Genomic DNA, 24,520 nt, shown 5'->3' with positions numbered 1-24,520 from the left:
GAGGGAAGTGAGCCACCATGACACGGACGAGGTCTGTCGAGGTGGGTGAGTGGGCGAACGAGTTGCCTCCGCACCTGCGAGAGCGGGCGTCGGATCTGGCGGCTGCGTACTTTCGTCATGTCGACGAAGACGACGGCACGAGTGCGATCAGTGAGTTCGCGGGCGACGTTCTGGCGGCCCACCTGAGATTGGCCGCGCATCGCGTGGCCGGTGAACCTGCAATTGCGGTTCACCGGTCGGGCAGTGCCTGCGGCCCCGCCCTCCAGATCGTCGTGGAGGACATGCCGTTGCTCGTCGAATCCGTGACGGCGCTGCTCACTCGCCGCGGCCTGAACATCAGCGAGTTCGTACATCCGATTCTCGCCGTGAAGCGCGACGCGAGCGGTTCGTTGACGAACGTTCTGACGGGCGGACACGAACCGGGTACCGCCCTCGAATCGTGGATTCATGTGCAACTCGACAGGCGTACCGCCGATTCGGACCTCGACGGGCTGAGCCTGGCGACCGAGAAAGTTCTTCGTGATGTGCGTCAGGTGGTGATGGACACCGATGCCATGCGTGCACTGGAGTTCGAGGTTGCTCGCACACTCGAGGACGCTGCAGTGGGGTCGTCGCGCAGCGAGGAATTGACCGATTGCGCAGCGCTGCTCAGATGGATGGCAGACGGGCACTATGCGATCCTCGGATACCGGCGCTACGAACTCGGCGAGCCGGATTCGTCCGGGGAGCGAACCCAGCAGGTCGTCCCTGGCAGCGACCTCGGAATGCTGCGTACCGATGGAAACAACGGCCGGCAACTGGGGTTGCCGCCGGCCGCGGAGAATCCGGACCGCCCGTTTCTGCTCCTGACCCAAGGATCGTTCCCGGCTACCGTGCACCGCTCGGCCTACCCGTACTTCGTCGGCGTCAGTATCTTGGACGAGGATGGCGCCATCATCGGTGAGCACCGATTTCTCGGAGTGTTCACGGTCACCGCATTGCATGACAGCGTTCTCGACATTCCGGTCATCGAACGGCGGGTGCGGACGGTCATCGAGAGGGCCGGCTTCGACATTGCGTCCTATTCGGGACAGGCGATGCTCGAAGTGATCCAGTCGTTCCCCCGTGCCGAACTGTTCTCCAACGATGCCGACACCTTGCTCGACGTTGCGAAGGCGGTACACAACATCGGGCTCAGGCGCCGGGTTCGCCTTTTCGTCCGCGAGGATCAGTTCGGGCGTTTCGTCTCCTGCCTCATCTACTTGCCTCGCGACCGGTACAACACTCGATCCAGACTTGCGATGCAACGAATCGTGTTGCGCGAGTTCGGGAATGGTATTTTGGAGTACACTGCACGTGTCACCGAATCGGACCTGGCGCTGTTACATGTCACCATCCGGAAGTCGGCTGACCGCCAGCATGCGCGGGCCGACGTGTCGGATGCGAACCGTCTGAGAGTGCAGGAGTTGCTCGCGGAAGCGGGCCGCACGTGGGACGACAGGTTGGGAGATCTTGTTTCGACTCTTCCCGATGTGGAACCGGCATTGACGCAGCGGTACGCGGACGCGCTGCCGGACGGATACAAGGAAGATTTCGATGCCGCCCGAGCATTGTCGGACATTGGACGCATAGAGCCACTGACCGAAGGCGCCATCGATCTGCTGCTGTATCGGGATCCGAACGAAGAGAAGGGTAGGTGGCGCTTCACGCTGTACATCGGCGGTGAGAGTGTGTCACTGAGCGACGTGTTGCCCGTTTTGCAGAGCCTCGGTGTCGAGGTACTCGACGAACGTCCGTACTTCATTCGTCGACCCGACGACTTCACTTGCTGGATATACGATTTCGGGCTTGCCGTCCCGATCGACGTGCGGGTTTCGTCTACGGGAGGTGATCTCGACGCGGCACTGGCAGACGGCGAGACGGCACCATCCGTAGGCGAGCGCGGGGTGCAGACACGGTTCAACGAGACATTCGCCGCCGTGTGGCAAGGGAAGGCCGAGGCGGACAGGTTCAACGAGTTGGTGCTGCGTGCCGGACTCACCTGGCGCCAGGCCGTGATCCTGCGGGCGTACGCAAAATACCTGCGTCAGGCGGGTTTTCCGTACAGTCAGTTCCACATCGAGGGTGTGGCGTTGGCGCACCCGGAGACGACGTGTGCCTTGGTGACCCTTTTCGAGGCAATGTTCGACCCCACGGCGTTCGACCCCACGGCGTTCGACCCCACGGCGTTCGATCCCGAGTCGTCCGATCGCGTTCGGCCCGGTCGCACTCGAGTAGCCGAGTTGGAGAACCAGTTGCACACTGCCATCGACAAGGTTGTCAGTCTCGACGCGGACCGCATCTTGCGTGGACTGTTCGGACTGATACAAGCGACTCTGCGTACCAATTATTTCGTCGGCGCGGGCAAAGGCGACGCTCTCGGCTGCCTGTCGATCAAACTCGATCCCAGCCGGGTCCAGGAACTGCCCAAACCGCGGCCGCAGTTCGAGATATTCGTGTACTCACCGGAAGTCGAGGGCGTGCACCTGCGCTTCGGGACGGTTGCGCGTGGAGGACTGCGCTGGTCGGAGCGCCGGGAGGATTTCCGCACCGAGATCCTTGGTCTCGCGAAGGCGCAAGCGGTGAAGAACGCCGTGATCGTGCCGGTGGGCGCAAAGGGTGGATTCGTGGTGAAGTCACCACCAGCGCCCACCGGAGATGCGGTTGCCGACCGCAAGGCTGCGCTCGAGGCCGGCAAGACCTGTTATCGGGCGTTCATTTCGGGACTGCTCGACGTCACGGACAACGTCGATCCAGCCTCCGGTGAGATCGCACCGCCACGGCGCGTGGTGCGTAGGGACGGTGACGACCGCTATCTGGTCGTCGCTGCGGACAAGGGGACGGCGAGTTTCTCCGATCTGGCGAACTCGGTTGCGCAGCAGTACGAATTCTGGCTCGGGGATGCGTTTGCCTCCGGGGGGTCCGCGGGTTACGACCACAAGAAGATGGGCATCACGGCACGCGGCGCGTGGGAAAGCGTGAAACGCCATTTTCGCGAGATGGGCGTCGACACGCAGACCGAGGAGTTCACGGTCGTAGGTGTAGGCGACATGAGTGGCGACGTGTTCGGCAACGGTATGCTGCTGAGCCCTCACATACGGCTCGTCGCGGCGTTCGACCATCGCCACATATTCCTGGACCCGGAACCTGTTGCGGCATCGTCTTTCGCGGAACGCTCACGCATGTTCGCATTGCCCCGGTCCTCCTGGGCCGATTACGACACCAGCCTGATCAGTGCGGGTGGCGGGGTGTGGGAGAAGACTCGAAAATCGGTTCCGATCAGCGCTGCCGCACGCAGCGCGCTCGGTCTCGAGGACTCGGTGACGGAACTGTCTCCGCCCGAACTCGTACAGGCGATTCTTCGGGCCCCGGTGGACCTGCTCTGGAACGGTGGGATCGGCACCTACGTGAAGGCATCCGCGGAGACGAATGCGGACGTGGGGGACAAGGGCAACGACGCGGTGCGGGTCGACGCCACCGAGTTGCGGGTGCGGGTGGTCGGCGAAGGTGGCAACCTCGGCGTCACGTCCCGTGGGCGTATCGAGTTCAGTCAGTGTGGTGGGCGCATCAACACCGATGCGATCGACAACTCGGCGGGCGTCGACTGCTCAGACCACGAGGTGAACATCAAGATCTTGCTCGATGCTCTGGTCGCGAGTGGCCGACTCGATGCGGACGACCGCAATCCGTTGCTGGCGTCGATGACCGACGAGGTGGCCGACCTCGTATTGGCGGACAATATCGCTCAGAACAATCTGCTCGGTGTTTCGCGCCGAAGCGCCCCACAGATGTCGAGTGTGCACCGCCGGCAGATCGACGAACTCGTTGCGGTCCGAGGACTGGATCGCGAACTCGAAGCACTCCCCACCGACGAGGAACTCGTTCGCCGACGACAAGCGGAACACGGTCTGACGTCACCGGAACTCGCCACCCTGATCGCGCACGTCAAGCTGGCCCTCAAGGACGACCTGTTGGCGACGGGACTACCCGACAGCGACACGTTCGCTCCGCGACTGCCGCTTTATTTTCCATCGAGATTGCGTCGGGAATTTCGCTCGGAGATCAAGAAGCATCCGTTGCGCCGCCAGATCGTTGCGACCATGCTCGCCAACGAGACCATCGACAACGGCGGAATCACGTTCGCGTACCGGTTGGCCGAGGATGCAGGGGCGAGCACCACCGACGCGATCCGAGCCTACGCCGCCGTCACCGAGATATTCGGTCTGCCCGACCTGTGGGCCCGAGTCCGAGGTGCGGGACTGGACTCGACTGTCGAGGACCAGTTGATCTTCGAATCGTGCCGTCTGCTGGATCGGGCGTCGCGCTGGCTGCTGCAGAATCGCCCACAACCCATCGCAGTGGGCGCCGAGATCGCCAGGTACTCCTCGGATCTGAGACATCTCGCCCCGAAGGTGACGGACTGGATACGTGGGCACCAGCGCGACGACCTCGGCGCTCGATCACGGGCAGCGATTGCACTCGGCGCACCGGCAGAGTTGGTGTCGCAGGTGTACTTCCTACTCGATCAGTTCTGCCTACTCGACGTCAGCGACATAGCCGACATCGCCGAGCGCGACGTCGACGAGGTAGCCGAACTCTACTTCGCGATGGATGCTCACATCGGGGTGGATTGGTTGCTCACCGCGGTGTCCGGTCTGGCGCGTGGCGACCGTTGGCACTCGTTGGCCCGACTTGCACTGCGGGACGATCTGTATGGTTCGCTGCGTCAGCTGACCATGGAGGTGCTGGCGGGTGGCGAACCACACGAATCCCCCCAGGAGAAGATCGAAGATTGGGAGTCGACGAACGCTTCCCGGCTTGCCAGGGCGAGGTCCGCGCTCACCGAGATATTCGAGTCTGGAACCCTTGACCTTGCAACGCTGTCGGTGGCAGCGCGTCAGGTGCGGAGCATGGTGTCGGGAATGGCACCCGATCGGAGGTAGGACGTTGAGCGAAACTGTGCAGGGTGGCAATGCGGACGAGCTGGTGGGATTCCACTCCGAGGTCGAGGTGCGATGGTCCGACATGGACGCCTTCCAGCACATCAATCACGCGCGGATGGTGACTCTTCTCGAGGAGGCCCGCATTCCCTGGCTGTTCGAGGACGATCGCCCGACCATGACTCTCCGTGAGGGTGCGGTGATCGCCGACCTGCACGTGCGATACCGGGGTCAATTGCGGCACAGTGACACTCCACTCGACGTCCTGATGTGGGTCGAAAAGGTTCGTGCCGTCGATTTCACGATCGCCTACGAGGTGCGACCGAAAGGGGCGGACGTCTCCGTCGCGCCGTCCATCATCGCGTCGACGCAGATCGCCGCGTTCGACATCGACACTCAGCGGCTACGCCGCCTCACCGACGCCGAGAGCACGTACCTGAAGAGCTGGCAGCGTGCATGAGCGCGTCTTGTCGCTGCCCGAGGACGACGACCGCGCGAACCTGAGAAATTTCCTGACACGGGTGGTCAACCTCGACGACTCTGCCGTCGTGCGGCTGCGGGCACACGGACCGGGCCGACTGACGGTGTGGGCGGCGACGGGGTTCGACGTCCTCGCGGTGCGATCCTTCGCGGGTGCCATCAGACCGGACGACACTTCGGCCGGGGCGGATCAGCTCCTCCAGATCCTGGAGAGCGCCTCAGGCCCTGAGATCGACCCCGGATTCTCGATGGACTCTGCATGGCAAGGATCGCTGCCGCCGATGGACGGTTTCCAGCATGTCGACGACGTGCCCGCACACGTGTTGGTCGATCTGGCCCAGCGTGGTTCGGCGCTGGCCGAGGACCATGGCAGCAGTCAGGGGCCTCCGGCGTCGCTACTCGATCAGGAGGTGCTCGCGGTGTCGGGGAGCGGCGTCGAGGTCGGGATTCCGATGCGGGTGGTGTTTGCGCTGGGCGCGATGGGTTTCGTTCCCGGATTCAATGCCCGGGACGAGTCGGTCGATCCCGCAGAGGTGGTGCGGGTGCGGGCACACCGCGCCTGGCTGCGCATGGACGCTCGTTTCGGATCTGTGTACCGCCGGCGAGGCGGTGGGTTGCCGCTGAGTGTTGTTCGTTGAGCGTCAGATCAACCAGGCTGCAGCATTCGGCGGGAGTTTTCCGGCCGAGAGCGGGGCACTCGACAGCAACACTTCGCCGGGCGGCATCGCGATGGGTTCGTCGGACGCGTTGAGCGCACACACCAGGCCTCCGGGCCGGCGGAACGCGAAGCACCTCGTGGGACTGCCGTACCAGTTCACCTCGTCGCCGGAGAACTCCGGACGCTGAGCGCGCAGTTCGAGTGCTGTGCGATACAGCGACAAGGTGGAGTCGATTCGTTCGAGTTGCGATTCCACGGTGAGCGATGCCCACTCGGCTGGGAGAGGCAGCCACGGGGTTCCCGACGTGAAGCCGAAGGGTGGTTCGCTACCCTCCCACGGAATCGGAACGCGGCAACCGTCACGACCTCGTTCTGTGTGGCCGGAACGCTCCCAGACCGGATCTCGAAGAACGGAATCGGGCAGATCCACATTGGGCAGGCCGAGTTCGGAACCGTTGTACAAGAAGCACGTTCCCGGTAGGGCGAGTTCGACGAGCAGCATCGCGCGGGCGCGCGCCGTCCCGACTTCGCCGCCGCCGTACCGGGACACCTCCCGCTCGACATCGTGATTGGACAGAGTCCAGGTTGCAGTGCCGCCGACGTCACGCACCGCGTCGATCGAATTCTCGATGGCGGCACGAATGTCGTCGGCGGAGAAGTCGGCTTCTGCGAGCCTGAAGTTGAATCCCAGATGCAGTTCGTCGGGACGAATGTATTCACCGAACCGGACGTTGTCGCGCACCCAGATCTCGCCGACCGTGACGGCGTCCGGGTAGTCGTCCATCACGGTGCGAATCTTGCGGTGAATGACGTGGACCGCGGGATTGTTGAACCTCGGGTCGTCGTCCGAGTTCCGAAGGAGTTCGTTGGTTCCCCAGTGGTGGTCCGGGAGGTCGTCGGGTTTGGCCATGCCGTGGGCGACGTCGATGCGGAACCCGTCGACACCGCGTTCGAGCCAGAAACGCAGCGTCTTCTCCAGATCGGCGAAGACATCCGGGTTCTCCCAATTCAGATCGGGCTGTTCTTTCGCGAAAATGTGCAGATACCACTGGCCGGGCTTCCCGTCGGATTCGGTGACGCGAGTCCACGCCGGGCCGCCGAAGATGCTCGGCCAATTGTTCGGTGGCGTCGATCCATCGGCGCCCTTGCCGTCTCGGAAGATGTAGCGGGCGCGTTCGGAGCTCCCGGGCGCGGCGTCGAGCGCTGCCTGGAACCACTCGTGCTCGACGCTGGTGTGGTTGGGAACCAGGTCCATCGTGACCTTGATGCCACGGGCGTGCGCAGCGGTGACCAGCGAATCCATCGCGGCGAGATCACCGAACAGGGGATCGATATCGCGTGGATCGGAAACGTCGTACCCGTGATCGGCCATCGGTGACCGCATCACCGGGCTGAGCCACAGTGCGTCGACTCCGAGCAGTTCCAGGTAGCCGAGCTTGTCCTCGATGCCTGGCAGGTCGCCGACACCGTCTCCGCCACCGTCGGCGAACGATCGCGGATAGATCTGATAGAAGACCGCGTTGTCCCACCAATGGCGACCGCTGCCGATTCGCCCCGGGCGAGGGGCTGTGTCGTCGGTCGAGCGATCCGCTGGAGTCGTCACAGTCGCCATAGTGCCAAACCTCCAGGGCCGTCACGACTCGGATGGTCGCCTGTTCTCAGAAGGGGGAGTTGACCATCGATGCGGCGGCCATGTCCATGTACTCGGTGAGCTGCTTGCGGTGCGCGTCGTCCAAGGTCTCCGAGTCGATAGAGGCGATGGCCGTGTGCATACAGCGCAGCCAGGCGTCGCGCTCGATCGGGCCGATCTTGAACGGCTGATGGCGCATCCGGAGACGTGGGTGCCCGCGTTCGTCGGAATAGGTGTGCGGTCCACCCCAGTACTGCTCGAGAAACAAGCGCATGCGTCGTTCGGCAGGGCCGAGGTCCTCCTCCGGGTAGAGGGGCCGCACGATTTCGTCCTTCGCGACTTCCTCGTAGAAGCGTGCGGTGAGCTTGTAGAACGTTGCCGCTCCACCCACCGCTTCGTAAAAGGTCTGTTGCACATCAGTCATGACAGGTTCCATTCTGCACGAGACGGAAGTAATCGACGTCGGCCCTGCCGTGCATAGCGGCGCCCGTCACCTGTTGTTCACCGAGTGTCCTGGTATTTCGCAGAAGAATGGGCGTGCGCATACCACGAATCCGTGGTCCACTTGGTGACAGTCTTCCGGAGGTGGCATGAAACACGGACACAGCGCCCGCAAGCATCGACAACTCGTGCCCACTGACGGCCGTGGAGATCGGTCGTCAGGGGCGTACGCATTGCAAGTGGTCACCGAGTCGGACACGCCTGGTACGACGTCTGTGCGCCATACAGGTTCATCACACCACCCAGATCCTGCACACCTCGCAGTCCCTTCGTGGCTCGGACGCCGAGTGCTGCTTCTGAACGCGACCTATGAGCCGCTCACCGCTCTACCCGCCCGCCGCGCAGTCGTGCTGATGGCCTGCGGGAAAGCGGACACCGTTCACGACGATCCCCTCGCGCCCGTCGTGCATTCGGCCGAATGGTCCGTGCAGTTGCCGTCCGTGATCCGGTTGCGGAACTACGTTCGCGTTCCCTACCGCGCACGGATCCCGATGACGCGGGCCGCACTCATGCACCGTGATCGATTCCGATGCGCATACTGCGGCGCGAAGGCCGAGACCATCGACCATGTGATTCCACGGAGCCGTGGAGGAGAACACTCCTGGGAGAACTGTGTGGCCTGCTGCGCGCCGTGCAACCACCGGAAGGCCGACAAGGAACTCCACGAACTCGGATGGACGTTGCGTACGGTTCTGCGGCCCCCTTCGGGTCAGCACTGGAGACTCTTGTCCACCGTGAAGGATCTTCATCCGTCGTGGATGCAGTATCTGGGCGAAGGCGCTGCCTGACCGAAATCGGCCCCGGCGGCTTTGCCGTATGGATCGACCCCGACGGCTTCGCTGTCTAAATCGGCCCTGACGCTTCGTTGGGAGGCGTTCTGAGCTACCTTTGGTGCGTGAGCATTCTGGAGACTGTGCTGATTTTCGTAGGGGCGCCGCTGGGCATCACCGCGTTCTTCGCGGGCATGTCGTTCGTCGGCAAGAAGAACCCGGGACCCGTGCCGCCCGCCTTTCACCTCGGTGAGAAGTGGACCCACGAGCCGGTGCTGTGGAGTGCTGTCGACGAGGTGACCGTTCCCGCAGGTCATCACGGCGGACACCACGCCATCACCGCGGGTTCCCAGAATCTGATCGGAGGATCCGCACATGGCAAGTGGTGACGTCACTACGACCCGTCCCGTTTCGACAGAAGATCTCCCCGTCGGCCACGTGGTGACCACGAGTGGCCGCGTTTCCGGCGTGCATCGCGCCGGTGAATCGTTCCGCGACGATCCACCCTTCACGACCGAAGAGCTCGTGGCGCTCGACAACGCCCTCACCGACAGCACGCGTCGTACGAAAGTGCGTTTCAACGTGTACATCGGTGAACTCGGTGAAGACACGGCCGCCGGTGCTGACGCACTGTTCCCGACTACGCCGGAGGCGGAGCGCTCCGTGCTCCTCGCGGTGTCCCCGAATCAGCGCGTCATCGAGGTTCGCAGCGGAAGTGCGGTCGCAGGCCGCGTCACCGACCGGGTCGCGCAGCTCGGTGCGTCGGCGGCGGTGTCCTCGTTTGCGGAAGGCGACCTGATCGACGGCCTCGTGAGCGCAATCAAAGTGATGAGCGCCGCGATCTCAGCCCCGTAAGCTCACACCAGTCGCTGCCAGGTGCGCTACCCGAAACGGGTAGCGCACCTGGTCTTTTGCTGTCGGTTGTCCGTTCCGGATTGTCGGTGGCGCATGCGAACATACGTTCGTGTCCGAATCTGTGCGAGAGCGCATTGCGTCCGGTTCCGCCGCGACTGTCCTCCATGCCGATCTCGATGCGTTCTATGCAGCGGTGGAGCAGCGCGATGATCCGAGATTGCGGGGAGTCCCGGTCATCGTGGGTGGCGGGGTGGTGCTCGCGGCCAGCTACGAGGCCAAGGCACGCGGCGTGCGTACGGCGTCTGGTATCGCTGTGGCCCGTCGCCTGTGCCCGGACGCGGTGGTCGTGCCACCTCGGATGCGAGCGTATGCGGACGCCAGTGCGGCGGTGTTCCGGGTGTTCGAACGGACCACACCGGTCGTCGAGGGGCTCTCGATCGACGAGGCGTTCCTGGACGTGTCTGGGCTGAGCAGAGTGTCGGGTTCCCCGGTCGAGGTCGCCGCTCAGCTGCGGCGTGAGGTGTATCGGTCGGTCGGGTTACCGATCACGGTCGGTGTCGCCCGCACCAAGTTTCTCGCGAAGGTGGCGAGTGCAATAGGGAAGCCGGACGGATTGCTGCACGTCCCTCCCGATCGCGAACTCGAATTTCTGCATCCGCTGCCTGTAGAGCGACTGTGGGGTGTCGGTGCCGTCACCTCCGGCAAGCTTCGGGGGGCAGGCATTGTCACGGTGGGACAACTTGCGCACGAGTCGGAGGACCGCCTGACCCATCTGCTCGGTGTGTCGAGTGCGCACCATGTGCATTCGCTGGCGTGGGCGCGTGATCCTCGCCGCGTCGAGACCGGCCGCCGGCGAAAGTCGGTCGGAGCGCAGTGTGCACTCGGAGGAGGTGAACACTCGTCGGAAGGCGTGGCTGCCATTCTCATGATGCTGGTCGATCGCGTGACGCGTCGACTGCGCAAGGCAGACCGCGTCGGCAGAACCATCGTGCTGAGGCTGCGGTTGGGGGACTACACGCGGATCACGAGATCCCACACCCTCCGGATGCCGTCCTCGCACACGGAGACGATTCTCGAGTCGGCACGTGCGCTGTTGGACGAGGCGGAACCGACGACCAGGAGTCGTGGGCTCACACTCATAGGTATCTCGGTCGCCAATCTCGAGCCCGAAGCGCCGCAGCAACTCGAACTGCCCTTCGACCAGGACCCTTCGGGTTCGCTGGACGCCGCTCGAGATCTGGTGCGGAACGCTTCGGCTCGTCCGCACTCACCAGGGCCACTTTGCTCGGTCGGGACCAGGGCGTCACGGTTCCTCTCCTCCCGGACTGAGGTTTCCCGCAGGGCTGATTATGTGGTCTTCGGGGCAGTGAATACCTCCGACCGGTTCCTACCGTTCGAGGATGAAAACATTTCGACGCGTTCTCTGTGCCTTCTTCCTTGCATTGGTCGCCATTGCGGTGGTGGCGATCCTCGTGTTGGTTACGGCACGGGCCAGCGTTATCGGTTTCCTGGTCGATCGCGCAGCAGGGGGCGCGGCGACGGCTGCGCTCTTGCGAGTGACCGATTCCGAGACGAACCGAGTCTGGACCGCGGGGCAGGTGACCGGAGCCGGCGACGGCACGGATGAGAATGCGCACTTCAGGATCGGAAGCATCACCAAGACCTTTGTTGCGACGGTCGTTCTTCAGCTCGTCGACGAGGGCGACCTCGGGCTCGATACCCCGGTCTCCCAGGTTGTTCCAGGCATGGTGCCCGGCGTGCAAGCATTGACGATCAGGCACGTGTTGAACCACACCAGCGGTCTGTACGACTACATGAACGAACCGGGGTTGTCGACGAACCGGTGGCGCGGAGAAGACCGGTTTCGCCACTACTCTCCGGGAGAGCTCTTGAAATCGGCCTATTCCCACGATCCCTACTTCGCACCGGGGCAAGGATTTCGATACTCGAACACCAACTACATTGTGCTCGGTGCAGTGATCGAGGCGGTGACCGGGCGGACGTACGGTGCCGAGATCGAGAAGCGCATACTCGCTCCGCTCGGGCTGAGTGACACGAGTGTGCCGGGTCATGACCCGCGCGTCCCGGTGCCAGCGCTACCCGCGAAGACCCGCCTCGACGGCGGTCGAGTGGTCGACGTCACGGAAATGAACCCGTCGCTCGACTGGGCTGCAGGAGAGATGATTTCGACGACCGCAGACTTGAACGTGTTTCTCGGCGCGTTGCTGTCGGGGCGCCTCATCAGTCCTGCCATGCTCTCGGAGATGAAGGCAACAGTGCCGATGGGGATGGGTTTTCGGTACGGGCTCGGTCTCCAGAGGTTCGACCTGCCATGCGGGGTGGAACTGTGGGGGCACGGCGGTCAGTTGATCGGCTACACCACATACTCGTACCGTTCGGAAAGCGGGCGGGCGATGACGATGGTGGTTGCGTCAGGGGAGTCGGACAGTTTCGTGGTGTTTGCTGCTACCGCCGCGGCGGTGTTCTGCTTGTCGTGAACGACAGTGAGGCCGTCGCGCTGCGGAAAACCTCACCCGACATGCCCGAAATAGTGCGGAAAACCGCAGTGAACTGCACTTTCCTCGACTATAACGTCATCATCATGAACGTAGCCGCAGACGCAATGATTGATGCAACCACTGAAACTGGAGGGGTGGCGGGTTGGGCCGTCGACCTCATGGAAACGTTGGGCGGGCCGGGTGCCGGATTCGCCATCGCAGCAGAAAACCTGTTCCCACCACTTCCGAGTGAAGTGATCTTGCCGCTCGCTGGGTTCGCCGCCAGCCGGGGAGATCTGTCTCTTCCTGGGGCACTGGCATGGACCACGGCGGGCTCGGTGGTGGGCGCGCTGATGTTGTACCTGGTAGGCGCATTGTTCGGCCGCGAGCGCATGTTCACAGTCGTGCGCCGGTTGCCCTTGGTCGATGTCCAGGATCTCGAACGCAGCGAGGCATGGTTCGCGCGATACGGGAGCAGCGCGGTCTTTTTCGGACGGATGGTTCCGATCGTGCGCAGTCTGATTTCGCTTCCTGCCGGGATGGTGGGTATGCCGGTGGGCCGGTTCGTTCTTCTGACGGCGGCGGGGAGTGCAATCTGGAACGCGGTCTTCGTTCTCGCCGGATACCACCTAGGCGAGCAGTGGCACGTCGTGGAGTCGTCGGCCTCCGTGTTCCAGAAGATTGTGATCGTCCTGGCGGTAATCGCCGGCGGTATTTTCGTCGCCCGCCGACTGCGAGGGATTCGGGCGACCCGCCGTATCTCGAAGAGTGTCACCGACTCATCTCTCGGTCGTTAGTCTCTACGCAGTGAATTCCATTCGTGACGCGCACCCGATGGTTCGCACTTTCGCGGCGATTGTGGGTGTCGTTCTGGGTATCGGATCCGCGCTGGCAGGTGTGGTCCAGGTTGTGGTTGCGCCCGGTTCGAACGAGGTAATCGCTTGCGCGCGCCGCGACCGGCACCGTCTCATCCGATGGTTCGGTGGTGAGTCGGTTCGCGACCTACCGGATCGTGATGCAGCCGGATACCACCTCCAGCGAGCCGGTTACACGGTTCTGTTGGGGCCACTCGTTGTGGTGCTGCTCGTCGTCGCCTTGGGGTACACGGTCTGGGCAATGGTGCTTCTCGTGATCGGGCGCATCCCCTTCGTCGACGGGGCTGTGTCACTTGCCGTAGGGATCGTCGGGATGTATCTGGCAATCCAACTCGCAGTCACATTGGGGCGCTGGGACATTCGACTCGCACTGGTTCGGCTGGGAGACGATGCCAGACAGATCCGATTACGGGAGCTGGAGCGCACTCGTGCCGATGTCATCAGGGCAGTCGACGACGAACGGCGTCGTATCGAGCGTGCCCTGCACGATGGAGTGCAGCAACGTGCAGTGGCGCTGGCGTTGCAGCTCGGTCGTATACAGAGGGCGGCAGGGAAATCGGCCGACGTACATCTGGAGGATGAAATCGGCAGCGCGCTGGCCGATACGAGTGCGTTGATCACCGAATTACGGGACGTGGCATGGCGCATCTATCCGGTGTTACTCGACGAGCACGGACTCGCTGCCGCATTGCGGGGGCTGTCCACTCACACGGACATGACCATTCGACTCGATCTGGACATCCCAGAAGAACCGCCGCGCGACGTCGCGTCAGCCGTGTACTTCGTGGCCGCCGAAGCTGTTACCAATGCCGCCAAGCACTCGGGATCGGATCGCATGGATCTCTCGGTGCAGTCGGCACCGGACGGAATCAGAGTCGCCGCCTTCGACCGCGGCTCCGGCGGGGCGGATCCTACCGGGTCCGGGCTGACGGGTTTGCGCAGGCGCGTCGTGGCACTCGATGGCATTCTGATGATCGACAGTCCTCCTGGAGGGCCCACCACAGTGACTGCGGAGGTGCCGTGCGGATCGTGATCGCCGAAGATTCCACGCTTTTGCGTGAGGGCCTGGCCCGACTCCTCGAAGAGGAAGGGCACGATGTGACGGCCGCCGTCGGCAATGCGGTCGAATTGCTGCACGCTGTCCGGGAGGAAGTTCCTGATCTTGCCATCGTGGATGTGCGTATGCCGCCAACCCATTCCACTGAAGGACTCGACGCCGCCCGGCAGTTGAAGTCCGAACTTCCGGTACTCGGAGTACTCGTGTTGTCGCAGTACGTGGAACACCAGAATGCGTTGGAACTGTTGACCGCGGGGAATGGTGGTGTCGGATATCTCCTCAAAGATCGTGTAGCGAATGTCGACGGCTTTCTCTCCGATCTCGAACGGATTGCGTCGGGTGGAACCGTGTTCGATTCGGAGGTCGTCCGGCAACTGTTTGCACGCGAGCGTGCCCATGATCCGATTGCCGAGCTCACAACTCGTGAATCCGAGGTTTTGCGGTTGGTGGCCCAGGGGCTCACCAACATGGGCATCGCGGATCGTCTGTCGCTGTCCGTGAGCGCGGTGGAGAAGTATGTAAATGCAATCTTCGGCAAGTTGGATCTTCCGCGAGACACGACACACAGTCGGAGGGTTCGCGCGGTGCTGCTCTACCTCGAACGCGAGGGTGGATAGTACGACACCGAAAGTGGCCCTCCATCACGAGTGATGGAGGGCCACTTTCTCACTTGGACGTTGAGTCAGCCGGCGTCGAATTCGCGGGCCGCGAGTGCACGGACCACGCCAGCGCGTCCCTCGGTCACGAGCCTGCGCAGTGCAGGCGGCAATTCGCCTTCGAGGAACCTATCGGCAGCCGCAATGGATTCGATGCTGATCGACCACGACGGATACAGGCCGACCACCACCGTCTGCGCCACCTCACTCGAACGGCGTTCCCACACTCCGAGAACATCCGCGAAGTAGCGGGCGACGTACGGTTCGAGGAGCTCGGACTGTCCGACCCCGGCGAAACCACCGGCGATCGCGCGTGCGGTGATGTTGGGCACCGAGTCGTCGCCCACCACCGTCGTCCACGCCGACTCCTTGACCGCAGCCCGCGGACGGGAAGCCGCAGCCGACGCCGCATGCCGCGCCCCCGCCGCCGTGCGGTCACGTGCGGCTTCTGCGTCGATGAACGGCGTGTCGATGCCCTCTGCGTCGATTTCGCCTGCCGCTGCGAGTGCGCCCACGATCCGCCACCGCAGATCGGTGTCGACGACGAGCCCGTCCAGCCCCAGTGTGGCCGGTTCACCGTCGAGCAGTTCACGCAGAACCTCGGTGTGCCACGGCGACAGCTGTGCTCCGGTCAGCGCATTGACGAACGCGAGCTGGTGATCGGAGCCGGCGTCCGCCTCGCGGGCCAACTCGAGGAGCCGGTTCGCGAAGTCGGGCCAGCCGTGGTCCTTCGCCCAACCCGGCTCGGCGTAGTGGGACAGGGCCGTTTGTGCCTGCAGAAGCAGACGCTGAACCACCCCCACCTCCGACTCGGCGCCGATGCCTCGCTGGACGAGTGCCACGAAGTCGCGAGCCTTCAACTCCGCCTGCCGCGTCATCTCCCACGCCGCCGACCACACGAGGGTGCGGGGGAGTGATTCGGCGATGTCACCCACACGGTCGATTGCCGTCGCCAACGATTCGGGGTCCAACCGCACAGAGCAGTAGGTGAGGTCGTCGTCGTTGACCAGAATCAGCTTGCCGCGTGAGATTCCCACCAGATCGGGAACGTCGGTGCGCTCGGCAGAATCGAGATCCAGCTCGACCCGGTGCGTGCGGACCAGCTTGCCGTCCTGGTCGTCGTACACGCCGACAGCGACGCGGTGAACCCGTCGCTCGCCTGCGCCCGGCTCTGCGCCGTCCTGTACTACTGCGAACCGCGTGAAGTTGCCGTCGTCGTCGACATCGAAATCAGGTCGCAGGATGTTCAGGCCGGTGGTCTTGAGCCACTGCGTGCCCCAACCCGACAGATCACGTCCGGACGACTTCTCGAGCGCTCCGAGCAGGTCGTCGAAGGTGGCGTTACCGAACGCATGATCGCGGAAGTACTCACGCAGACCGGCAAGGAACGGTTCGAGACCGACATAGGCGACGAGCTGCTTCAGCACGCTCGCGCCCTTGGCGTAGGTGATGCCGTCGAAGTTCACTTCGACCGCGGCGAGGTCGGGGATGTCCGCCGCGATCGGGTGCGTGGACGGCAACTGGTCCTGACGATATGCCCACGATTTCTCGACATTCGCGAACGACGTCCAGGCGTTGGTGTACTCCGTCGCCTCCGTCTGGCACAGCACCGACGCGAACGTGGCGAACGACTCGTTGAGCCACAGATCGTCCCACCACCGCATCGTGACGAGGTCGCCGAACCACATGTGCGCCATTTCGTGTAGCACCGTTTCGGCGCGACGCTCATAGGCGTACCGGGTGACCTTGGACCGGAACACGTAGTCCTCGAGGAACGTGACGGCACCCGCGTTTTCCATCGCGCCGGCATTGAACTCGGGTACGAACAATTGGTCGTACTTGCCGAACGCGTAGGGCACACCGAACTTCTCGTGATAGAAGCCGAAGCCCTGCTTCGTCTCGGTGAACAGGCGCTCGGCATCCATGTACTCGGCGAGGGACGCGCGGCAGAAGATCCCCAACGGAATATCGCCGTGGTCGTCCGAATACGTGTCGTTCCACTCGGCGTAGGGGCCGGCGATCAACGCGACCAGGTAGGTGCTCATCAACGGAGTCGTCCCGAAGACATGCGTGCCGGAATCGGCAGCCGCCGGGTCTACGGCCGCGTTCGAGATCACCTTCCAGTCGGCGGGCGCGATCACTCGAACATCGAAGGTGGCCTTGAGATCCGGCTGATCGAAGCAGGCAAAGATGCGTTTCGCATCGGCTGTTTCGAACTGCGAATACAGGTACACGGAACTGTCGGAGGGGTCGACGAATCGGTGCAGACCCTCACCGGTGTGCGAGTATGCGCACTCCGCCTCGACGACGAGTTCGTTGTCCGTCGCGAGGGCGGGCAGGGCGATGCCGGTCGATTCGTCGTACTCGGTCAGATCGAGTTCGGTTCCGTTGAGTGTGGCCGACCGAACGCGGGTCGCGACGAGGTCGATGAAACTCGACGCACCTTCCGTCGCCCGGAAAGCGACCTTCGTCTTGGAGACGAAGGTGGTTTCGCCGGGCTTGCCGTTTCCGTCCGTGAGATCGAGCTCGATCGCGTAGTTGTCGACCGACAGCAGTTCCGCACGGGTCGCGGCCTGTTCGCGGGTCAGATTCGGTGGTGCCACTAGGTCTCCTCGGGGATGGTCCGGCGCTCTCGTTCGATGCTGCCATCCCATCACGGACGGAGATGCAGAGTTACGGCGACAGGTCGGACAGGTCCACCGACGTATCGGCCAGACGGTCGGGATCGACACGAGCCTTGGCCGCCACCAGCGATTTGATCTGGTCGGTGACATCCCAGATGTTCACGTTCATTCCGGCCAGAACGGTGTCGTCCTGGGCAAGCCAGAACGCGAGAAATTCGCGTGTGCTCGTGTCCCCGCGCACAACGACGCGGTCGTAACCGTCTGCTGGGACGTATCCCGAGTACTCCATGCCGAGGTCGTACTGGTCCGTGAAGAAGTACGGAAGACTGGTGTATTCGCTGCTTCGGTCGAGCATGGTGGCCGCCGCGACTGCAGGCTGGTTGAGCGCATTCGCCCAGTGCTCCACGCGAACTCGGGACCCGATCGTCGGATGCTGGTGCGAGGCGATGTCACCGACCGCAACGATATCGGGGTCGGAGGTGCGCAGCGATGCGTCGACCAGCACGCCGCCGTCGACGTCGAGCCCCGCCGCGCTCGCCAGCTCGAGATTCGGCGATGCCCCCACCGCGACGAGAACGAGGTCGGCGGAGATGGCCGTGCCGTCGGCCAGGTGAACGCCCGTGGCCCGTCCGTTGTCGGTCGAGATCTCCTCGACGGTTGCACCCAGGTGCAGCTTCACGCCGTTGTCGCGGTGCAGATCGGCGAACACCCGGCCCATTTCGGGTCCGAGGGAACCGAGCAGGGGAAGCTCGGCGGATTCGACGATCGTGACGTTCGCCCCACGTTCGCGAGCGGAGGCGCCCACCTCGAGGCCGATCCACCCGGCGCCGATGATGGCGATCGACGCGTCGGGCGCGAGGCCGTCGACGAGTCCGTCCGATTCTTCGATTGTTCGGAGATAGCGCACGCCTTCTGCGTCGGCCCCGGGGATCGGTGGGCGGTTCGCTCGGGAACCGGTGGCGAGGGCCAGTTTGTCGTAGGGGATGGCCGAGCCGTCGGGAAGGGACACCGTCCGATTTGTCCGGTCGATGGCCTCGGCGCGTGTTCCGAGCCGCAGGTCGATGTGCTGATCTCGGTACCAGTCGCCGTTGTGAACGGTGAACTCGGCCAGGGGCTTCTTGCCCGCGAGGTGCTCCTTCGACAATGGTGGCCGCTCGTACGGCAGGTGGTCCTCTTCGGAAAGCAGGACCACCGACCCGGGAAAGTCCAACACACGTAACGCCTCGGCGGTCTTCGCGCCCGCGAGACCGCCGCCGATGATCACGAAATTTCGATCCGACATGGTGAGCCTCTCCTGTCCCTGGCAACCGGTGCGTGTCGATGCGACTCGATTTCGACCCTACGTCCGCGCCCGCAGTGTCGGGTGGTGGTCGGGAAGTATTGGTGCATGATCCGTGTTGCATATGACGCAGTGCGTGAGCAAGCAATACCTACCGAGGAGCGTGTAGATGAGTACGGACAGTTCTCGACAGACGACCGGATCCAAGGACGTCGCGGACTTCTGGTTCGATCCGCTGTGCCCGTGGTGCTGGATCACGTCCCGCTGGATTCTCGAAGCGGAGAAGGTCCGCGATCTCGAGAGCAGGTTTCACGTCATGAGCCTGGCTGTGCTCAACGAAGGACGTGAGTTGCCCGAGGACTATCAGGAGTTGATGACCAAGGGGTGGGGACCGGTCCGCGTACTGATTGCCGCGGCGCACAAGCATGGCGACGAGATCCTCCTGCCGCTGTACACGGCGATGGGCACCCGGATCCACAACGAGGGCAACAAGGACTTGTCGGACGTGATCGCGGCTTCGCTCACCGAGGTGGGACTCGATGCGGAACTCGCCACCGCTGCCGACTCGGACGAATACGACACTGCGCTTCGCGAAAGTCACGCCGCCGGAATGGACGCGGTCGGACCCGACGTCGGCACACCGACCATCCATGTCAACGGAGTGGCATTCTTCGGGCCCGTCCTCTCACGGATTCCGAGAGGCGAGGACGCAGGACGAGTGTGGGACGGTGCAGTCGCATTGGCGGGCTACCCGCACTTCTACGAGCTCAAGCGCACCCGCAACGAGGACCCGCAATTCGACTAGACGAGAGCTCACCCGGGCCAGGGTTGCCCTGCCGGGATCGGCGCCGAAGAGTGTGGATCCCGGCAGATCTGGCTCGGTTCGAGGAACAACGACCCATGTCGGGTCCGGTTGCGTAGTGCGACCGCCTGCCACGTCAGAACGGGGTGGCTCGACAACAGGTTGACGAACCAGGGAAAGAATCCCCGTTCGTTGGTGGCGCGGTCTGCCGACTCGTCGAAACCGACGACGGTGACGAGGTACTTGCCGGCACCCAGTACCCCCATCGCGACCCGCGCGCCCTGCGGGCGGACGCAGTAGCCGTGGTTGTCGGCCGTGTATCTCATGTCCTCATGCGGAACCGTCAGCGCGACAAGCGCCGATACGTAGAGGATGGCCGTCAGAGCCACGACGACCACCAGGAGGGGAATCTCCCAAGGATGGCGAACGGGGTCGTCGTACGGCATGAGCCCCGAACGTCCCGAGCGCACTGGTACGAAACCCCCATTGCTCCTGTCGCCGCTGCCCGGACCGCCACTGGGGATTCTGATGGTGTGGGGGAGTGGACTGAGGGTATGGGGAGTGGCCGAACCCGCGAAGTGTGGATTCGTCGGGTGGCCGGGATGCATGCGACCAAGATCAGGGCCAATGTCGTTCGTTTGGGGACCGCGCGGTGAGGCAACCAATCGCGACCGTCCATCCGTCTGCAAGAATCTTGCGCATGCGCGTATACCTGGGTGCCGACCATGCCGGATTCGAACGTAAGAAAGAGATCATCGAACATCTGACCGCCGCGGGCCACGAAGCCATCGACTGCGGTGCGCACGTCTACGACGCGGTGGACGACTACCCCGCGTTCTGCATCGAGGCGGCACGCCGCGTCGTCGCCGACGAGGGGAGCCTCGGAATCGTGCTCGGTGGCAGCGGGAACGGCGAGCAGATCGCCGCCAACAAGGTGCCGGGCGCACGATGCGCTCTGGCATGGAGCGTCGAAACGGCACAGCTGGCGCGTCAGCACAACAACGCCCAGCTCATCGGGATCGGTGGCCGCATGCATTCGCTCGAGGAGTCGCTGGCGATCGTCGACGCATTCCTCGCCACTGCTTGGTCGGAAGAGGAGCGTCACCAGCGGCGCATCGACATCCTCGCCGAGTACGAGAAGACCGGCGTCGCTCCGGCAGTTCCACAGGCCTGAGGTAGCTCCGTGCCCGAAGGGCACACTCTGCACCGGCTGGCGCGCCTCCATCACCGCGAGTTCGCCGGTTCTTCGGTGCGTGTGTCGAGTCCCCAAGGCCGATTCGCGCGAGACGCGGCCGTCGTCGACGGTCGCGTCTTCGTGCGAGCAGACGCCTGGGGCAAGCACCTGTTCCACCACTACGAATCCGACCGGATCGTGCACGTCCATCTCGGGCTCTACGGAGCATTCACCGACTCGTCGGTGCCGATGGGGCCTCCCGTGGGGCAGGTGCGGATGCGAATGATCGGGTCCGTCTTCGGCACCGATCTACGCGGTCCCATCACCTGCGAGGTGCTGGACCCACCTCAGGTGGACGCACTTGTCGAACGCCTCGGTCCGGACCCACTACGTCGGGACTCTGACCCGGATCGGGCGTGGGCACGAATCTCGCGATCCAGGACGGCCATCGGCGCCCTGCTGATGGATCAGACGGTGCTGGCGGGCGTCGGCAACGTCTACCGTGCCGAGGTTCTCTTCCGGCACAACATTCATCCCGAACGGCCTGGGCATGCTGTGTCCAGAGACGAATGGACGGCGTTGTGGGACGACCTGGTGTCCCTGATGGAGATCGGAGTCGAGCGAGGTCGGATGCACGTCGTTCGACCGGAGGACGACACGGGCGAACCCTCGTACGCGAAGGATCGTCCCCGTACCTATGTGTATCGCCGGGCCGGGTCACCGTGCCGAGTGTGTGGAACCCCGGTACTGCACAAGGTGATGAAGGCCAGAAACCTGTTCTGGTGCCCCACCTGCCAACCCCTGTGAGTGGTTGACGAGTCCAGAAGCTCGTCGGCCACGCACCGAGGTCAGAAGTCGAAGCCTCCGAAGCCGTCTCCGAAGAGGCCGCCGTCACCGCCCGCGTCTCCCATGTCCCCGGCACCACCCAGGTCTCCGGGATCGCCCCCACCCTCCATATCGCCACCGTCACCGATCTCCTGCGACGCATCACCGGCACCGCTCTCGAACGCCTGCGCGTCGTAGCCGACGCCGGCCATGCCGGAGAACATCGCCGAGAACAGGAACATCGACCCCATACCCCAGGCGCCCGCGAGGAGGGCCGGACGCCACCAGGGTTCGGAGTACCAGCCGGCAGGAACGGGTCGTCCCGCGACGCGTCCACCGGGGTAGTAGTTGGGTGTGCGATTCGAGGGGGTGGGGGATGCGGCGACGCGGCGTCCCTCGAAGTCGACCTCACGCTCTTCCGTCACGGTTCCAGCGGCCTTCTGGCCGTCCAGGCTCGGTACTTCCGGTCCAGGGTCCATGTCCATCGCTACCCGTGCGGCCCGAATGTAGTAGAGACCTTCGAGCGCGGTCTGCTTGGCGAGACGGGCTTGCGCTGGGCTGTCCGCTTGGTCGATCTGAGAGCCTGCCGCGGTGTACCGCTCGGATGCGTCGGCAAGTGCCTGCTTCGACGCGGTGTCGGAGCCGGCCAGGTTGAACACCTGACCGCCGAGGCGCTCGATTGCCTGGCGGGCGTCGGCCTTGGCGTCGTCCAGTTGATTCGCGGTGGACCGGCCCTGCGTCTTGGCGACGAGGAAGACGACCACTGCCAGGACGAGAACGATGAGAAGGATCTCCATGGGGACCTCGGGGTGCTTGCAGTGCGGAGATGGTGAATCGGGCAATTTCCACAGTACCGACGATTGCCCTGGTCGACCGATGTCACAGTGGTTCGCGGGGAACGAACCGCTGTGACATTGGTTCGGACATGGGTCCGGGGGGGCGGGCCGTGAGCATCCTCACAAAGCCGAGTTCGAGGGACTGTTCGACACAAAAAGGAGCGCTCCCGAGTGGGAGCGCTCCTTGTGGAGGGGATGACGGGAATCGAACCCGCGTAATCAGTTTGGAAGACTGAGGCTCTACCATTGAGCTACATCCCCGTGCAGGCGGAAAAGGCTGTGAACAGCGATCTCTGCTTGCGTTGAGAAACTGTACCCAACCTCGCTTTGGATTTCATAATCGGGGGGCCGTAGGATCGTTCCTCGGGTCCTCACGAGGTAGTCGAGGGCTTGCTCGGACCGGGGTGTAGCGCAGCTTGGTAGCGCATCCGCTTTGGGAGCGGAGGGTCGCAGGTTCAAATCCTGTCACCCCGACCAGATCCACCAGACAGCAAACCTGTCGAAATCGAACGTGCACGACCAGATGAAGGAGCCATTTTCGTGAAGAGCACCGTCGAGCAGCTGAGCCCGACGCGAGTCCGTATCAACGTTGAGGTGCCCTTCGAGGAGCTCAAGCCTGATTTCGACAAGGCCTACAAGGCCCTCGCGCAGCAGATCCGCCTCCCAGGCTTCCGTCCCGGCAAGGCCCCGGCCAAGCTTCTCGAAGCGCGCGTCGGTCGTGGCGCCGTGCTCGAGCAGGTCGTCAACGACGCGCTTCCCGGCCGCTACTCGGAGGCCGTGACGAGTTCCGAGGTGAAGGCCATCGGCCAGCCCGAGATCGAGATCACCAAGCTCGAAGACGGTGACGTCCTCGAATTCGCCGCCGAGGTCGACGTTCGTCCCGAGATCACCCTTCCCGACTACTCGACGCTGGCCGTCGAGGTCGATCCGGTCGAGATCACCGACGAGGCCGTGGACGAGCAGCTGTTGTCGCTGCGTCAGCGTTTCGGGACCCTCACCGGTGTCGATCGTGGTGTGCAGGACGGCGACTTCCTGTCCATCGACCTGACCGCCACCGTCGACGGCGAACCGGTCCCCGAGGCGACGGCAAGCGGCCTGTCACACGAGGTCGGTTCCGGACAGCTCATCGAGGGTCTCGACGAGGCCGTCATCGGGTTGAAGGCCGGCGAGTCGAAGGATTTCCCGTCCACTCTCGTTGCAGGTGAATTCGCGGACAAGGAAGCTGTCGTCACGGTGACTGTCGGCACCGTCAAGGAGCGCGAACTGCCCGAGGCGGACGACGAGTTCGCGCAGCTGGCGAGCGAGTTCGACACCCTCGAGGAGTTGAATGCAGATCTGCGTGAGCGGGTCGGGCGCGTGCGCAAGGTCGAGCAGGCCGGCCAGATCCGCGACAAGGTGCTCGAGCAGTTGCTCGGTACGGTCGAGGTTCCGCTTCCGGAGGCCGTGGTCAAGTCCGAGGTGGATGCGGCTCAGCACGACGCCATCCATGGCTTCGACCATGACGAGGAGGCGTTCGCCAAGGCACTCGAGGAGCAGGGCACCACACGCGAGGAATTCGACAAAGATGCGCGCGAGGGTGCAGAGAAGTCTGTGAAGACCCAGCTCCTGCTCGATTCGATCGCCGACGCCGAAGACGTCACCGTCGGCCAGGACGAGCTCACCGAGCGCATCCTGTTCCAGGCGCAGCGCTATGGCATGCCGCCGGAGCAGTTCATCCAGCAGATCCAGCAGGCCGGTCAGCTCGGCGCCGTCTTCGCGGACGTTCGCCGCGGCAAGGCTCTCGCCTCCGTCGTGGAGCAGGCCAAGATCACCGACACCACCGGTGCCGAGGTCGACACCGCGGAGCTTTTCGGTGGAAACGAAGCCGGCGGCGACGACACGGCGTCGGATTCTGCCGAGAGCGAAGACAAGTAAAAAGCCAGGTGGCGGACATATCTTCCGCTGTCGCCTGTGAAGAGTTTTCCGCTTTCAGCGAAGTGGGGGGGGCCCCCGGGGCCCGGGGCCCCCCCCCAGGGGTTGGGGGCAGTGAGGCAACCACGCGA

18 protein-coding genes, 2 tRNA genes and 3 pseudogenes are annotated in these 24,520 nt (G+C 63.8%); 16 read left to right on the top strand and 7 right to left on the bottom strand.

What is annotated here, in order from left to right; genetic code table 11:
- Positions 1-17: 17 nt before the first annotated feature.
- The 3 genes and pseudogenes from ACZI8Q_RS02665 (at position 18) to ACZI8Q_RS02655 (ending at position 6,076) form a co-directional block, all read left to right on the top strand.
- Positions 18-4,969: pseudogene (locus ACZI8Q_RS02665) on the top strand (NAD-glutamate dehydrogenase).
- Positions 4,966-5,418, top strand: a complete 453-nt coding sequence (locus ACZI8Q_RS02660; protein ID WP_463371956.1) for an acyl-CoA thioesterase — start codon at positions 4,966-4,968, stop codon at positions 5,416-5,418. Before ACZI8Q_RS02665 ends, ACZI8Q_RS02660 begins: the two are co-directional and overlap by 4 nt.
- On the top strand, positions 5,411-6,076 hold the full coding sequence (locus tag ACZI8Q_RS02655; protein ID WP_463371955.1) for a hypothetical protein: 666 nt from the start codon (positions 5,411-5,413) through the stop codon (positions 6,074-6,076). Before ACZI8Q_RS02660 ends, ACZI8Q_RS02655 begins: the two co-directional genes overlap by 8 nt.
- A 3-nt stretch (positions 6,077-6,079) precedes the next feature.
- Here the strand turns inward: ACZI8Q_RS02655 and ACZI8Q_RS02650 are convergent, their stop codons facing one another.
- Positions 6,080-7,699 (bottom strand): glycoside hydrolase family 13 protein, encoded by a 1,620-nt coding sequence (locus ACZI8Q_RS02650; protein ID WP_463371954.1) that lies wholly within the window; start codon positions 7,697-7,699, stop codon positions 6,080-6,082.
- 55 nt (positions 7,700-7,754) lie between these two features.
- A complete protein-coding gene (locus ACZI8Q_RS02645) occupies positions 7,755-8,150 on the bottom strand; it encodes a globin (protein WP_463371953.1) in 396 nt (131 codons plus the stop codon).
- Positions 8,151-8,316: 166 nt separating this feature from the next.
- On the opposite strand from ACZI8Q_RS02645, the gene ACZI8Q_RS02640 reads away from it, so the two are divergent.
- The 8 genes and pseudogenes from ACZI8Q_RS02640 (at position 8,317) to ACZI8Q_RS02605 (ending at position 14,899) form a co-directional block, all read left to right on the top strand.
- Positions 8,317-9,015, top strand: a complete 699-nt coding sequence (locus ACZI8Q_RS02640) for an HNH endonuclease (protein ID WP_463371952.1) — start codon at positions 8,317-8,319, stop codon at positions 9,013-9,015.
- Between the two features lie 107 nt (positions 9,016-9,122).
- Positions 9,123-9,386 (top strand): aa3-type cytochrome oxidase subunit CtaJ, encoded by a 264-nt coding sequence (gene ctaJ / locus ACZI8Q_RS02635; RefSeq protein ID WP_463371951.1) that lies wholly within the window; start codon positions 9,123-9,125, stop codon positions 9,384-9,386.
- Positions 9,373-9,852: a DUF5130 domain-containing protein gene (locus ACZI8Q_RS02630; protein WP_463371950.1), complete on the top strand. Its 480-nt coding sequence runs from the start codon at positions 9,373-9,375 to the stop codon at positions 9,850-9,852. The genes ctaJ and ACZI8Q_RS02630 overlap by 14 nt, the downstream gene beginning before the upstream one ends.
- Before the next feature lie 109 nt (positions 9,853-9,961).
- Positions 9,962-11,181, top strand: a pseudogene (gene dinB / locus ACZI8Q_RS02625) (DNA polymerase IV).
- A gap of 269 nt (positions 11,182-11,450) precedes the next feature.
- The gene (locus tag ACZI8Q_RS02620; RefSeq protein ID WP_463372010.1) at positions 11,451-12,350 is read left to right on the top strand and encodes a serine hydrolase domain-containing protein; all 900 of its coding nucleotides are present in this window, start codon (positions 11,451-11,453) and stop codon (positions 12,348-12,350) included.
- 104 nt (positions 12,351-12,454) lie between these two features.
- A complete protein-coding gene (locus ACZI8Q_RS02615; protein WP_463371949.1) occupies positions 12,455-13,147 on the top strand; it encodes a DedA family protein in 693 nt (230 codons plus the stop codon).
- 10 nt (positions 13,148-13,157) lie between these two features.
- A complete protein-coding gene (locus tag ACZI8Q_RS02610) occupies positions 13,158-14,258 on the top strand; it encodes a sensor histidine kinase (RefSeq protein WP_463371948.1) in 1,101 nt (366 codons plus the stop codon).
- A complete protein-coding gene (locus tag ACZI8Q_RS02605) occupies positions 14,246-14,899 on the top strand; it encodes a response regulator transcription factor (protein ID WP_463371947.1) in 654 nt (217 codons plus the stop codon). Before ACZI8Q_RS02610 ends, ACZI8Q_RS02605 begins: the two co-directional genes overlap by 13 nt.
- Positions 14,900-14,964: 65 nt before the next feature.
- Here the strand turns inward: ACZI8Q_RS02605 and pepN are convergent, their stop codons facing one another.
- Entirely contained in the window at positions 14,965-17,541 is a 2,577-nt protein-coding gene (gene pepN / locus ACZI8Q_RS02600; RefSeq protein WP_463371946.1) for an aminopeptidase N, read from the bottom strand.
- Positions 17,542-17,611: 70 nt separating this feature from the next.
- Positions 17,612-18,844 carry an NAD(P)/FAD-dependent oxidoreductase gene (locus tag ACZI8Q_RS02595; protein ID WP_463371945.1) on the bottom strand — a complete coding sequence of 411 codons (1,233 nt, stop codon included), beginning with the start codon at positions 18,842-18,844 and terminating at the stop codon, positions 17,612-17,614.
- A gap of 166 nt (positions 18,845-19,010) precedes the next feature.
- Between ACZI8Q_RS02595 and ACZI8Q_RS02590 the strand changes: the two genes are divergently transcribed.
- On the top strand, positions 19,011-19,646 hold the full coding sequence (locus tag ACZI8Q_RS02590) for a DsbA family oxidoreductase (protein WP_463371944.1): 636 nt from the start codon (positions 19,011-19,013) through the stop codon (positions 19,644-19,646).
- Positions 19,647-19,654: 8 nt separating this feature from the next.
- On the opposite strand, the pseudogene ACZI8Q_RS02585 reads toward ACZI8Q_RS02590, so the two are convergent.
- Positions 19,655-19,969 (bottom strand): annotated as a pseudogene (locus tag ACZI8Q_RS02585) (peptidase M48); the annotation flags it as partial.
- 374 nt (positions 19,970-20,343) lie between these two features.
- On the opposite strand from ACZI8Q_RS02585, the gene ACZI8Q_RS02580 reads away from it, so the two are divergent.
- On the top strand, positions 20,344-20,817 hold the full coding sequence (locus ACZI8Q_RS02580) for a ribose-5-phosphate isomerase (protein WP_463371943.1): 474 nt from the start codon (positions 20,344-20,346) through the stop codon (positions 20,815-20,817).
- A gap of 9 nt (positions 20,818-20,826) precedes the next feature.
- Positions 20,827-21,624, top strand: a complete 798-nt coding sequence (locus ACZI8Q_RS02575) for an Fpg/Nei family DNA glycosylase (protein WP_463371942.1) — start codon at positions 20,827-20,829, stop codon at positions 21,622-21,624.
- A gap of 41 nt (positions 21,625-21,665) precedes the next feature.
- On the opposite strand, the gene ACZI8Q_RS02570 is transcribed toward ACZI8Q_RS02575, so the two are convergent.
- Both ACZI8Q_RS02570 and ACZI8Q_RS02565 read right to left on the bottom strand, forming a co-directional pair.
- Positions 21,666-22,439 carry a DUF1542 domain-containing protein gene (locus ACZI8Q_RS02570; RefSeq protein ID WP_463371941.1) on the bottom strand — a complete coding sequence of 258 codons (774 nt, stop codon included), beginning with the start codon at positions 22,437-22,439 and terminating at the stop codon, positions 21,666-21,668.
- Positions 22,440-22,665: 226 nt separating this feature from the next.
- Positions 22,666-22,739, bottom strand: a tRNA-Gly gene (locus ACZI8Q_RS02565).
- Between the two features lie 139 nt (positions 22,740-22,878).
- Between ACZI8Q_RS02565 and ACZI8Q_RS02560 the strand changes: the two genes are divergently transcribed.
- Together ACZI8Q_RS02560 and tig are read left to right on the top strand one after the other, a co-directional pair.
- Positions 22,879-22,955 (top strand) — tRNA-Pro (locus tag ACZI8Q_RS02560).
- Between the two features lie 63 nt (positions 22,956-23,018).
- Complete coding sequence (tig, locus tag ACZI8Q_RS02555; protein ID WP_463371940.1) at positions 23,019-24,392, top strand: trigger factor; 1,374 nt, start codon at positions 23,019-23,021, stop codon at positions 24,390-24,392.
- Positions 24,393-24,520 lie beyond the last annotated feature (128 nt).

The sequence above is a fragment of the Rhodococcus quanlei genome, from assembly GCF_055231015.1.
This window is presented reverse-complemented; position numbering and strand designations above follow the sequence as displayed.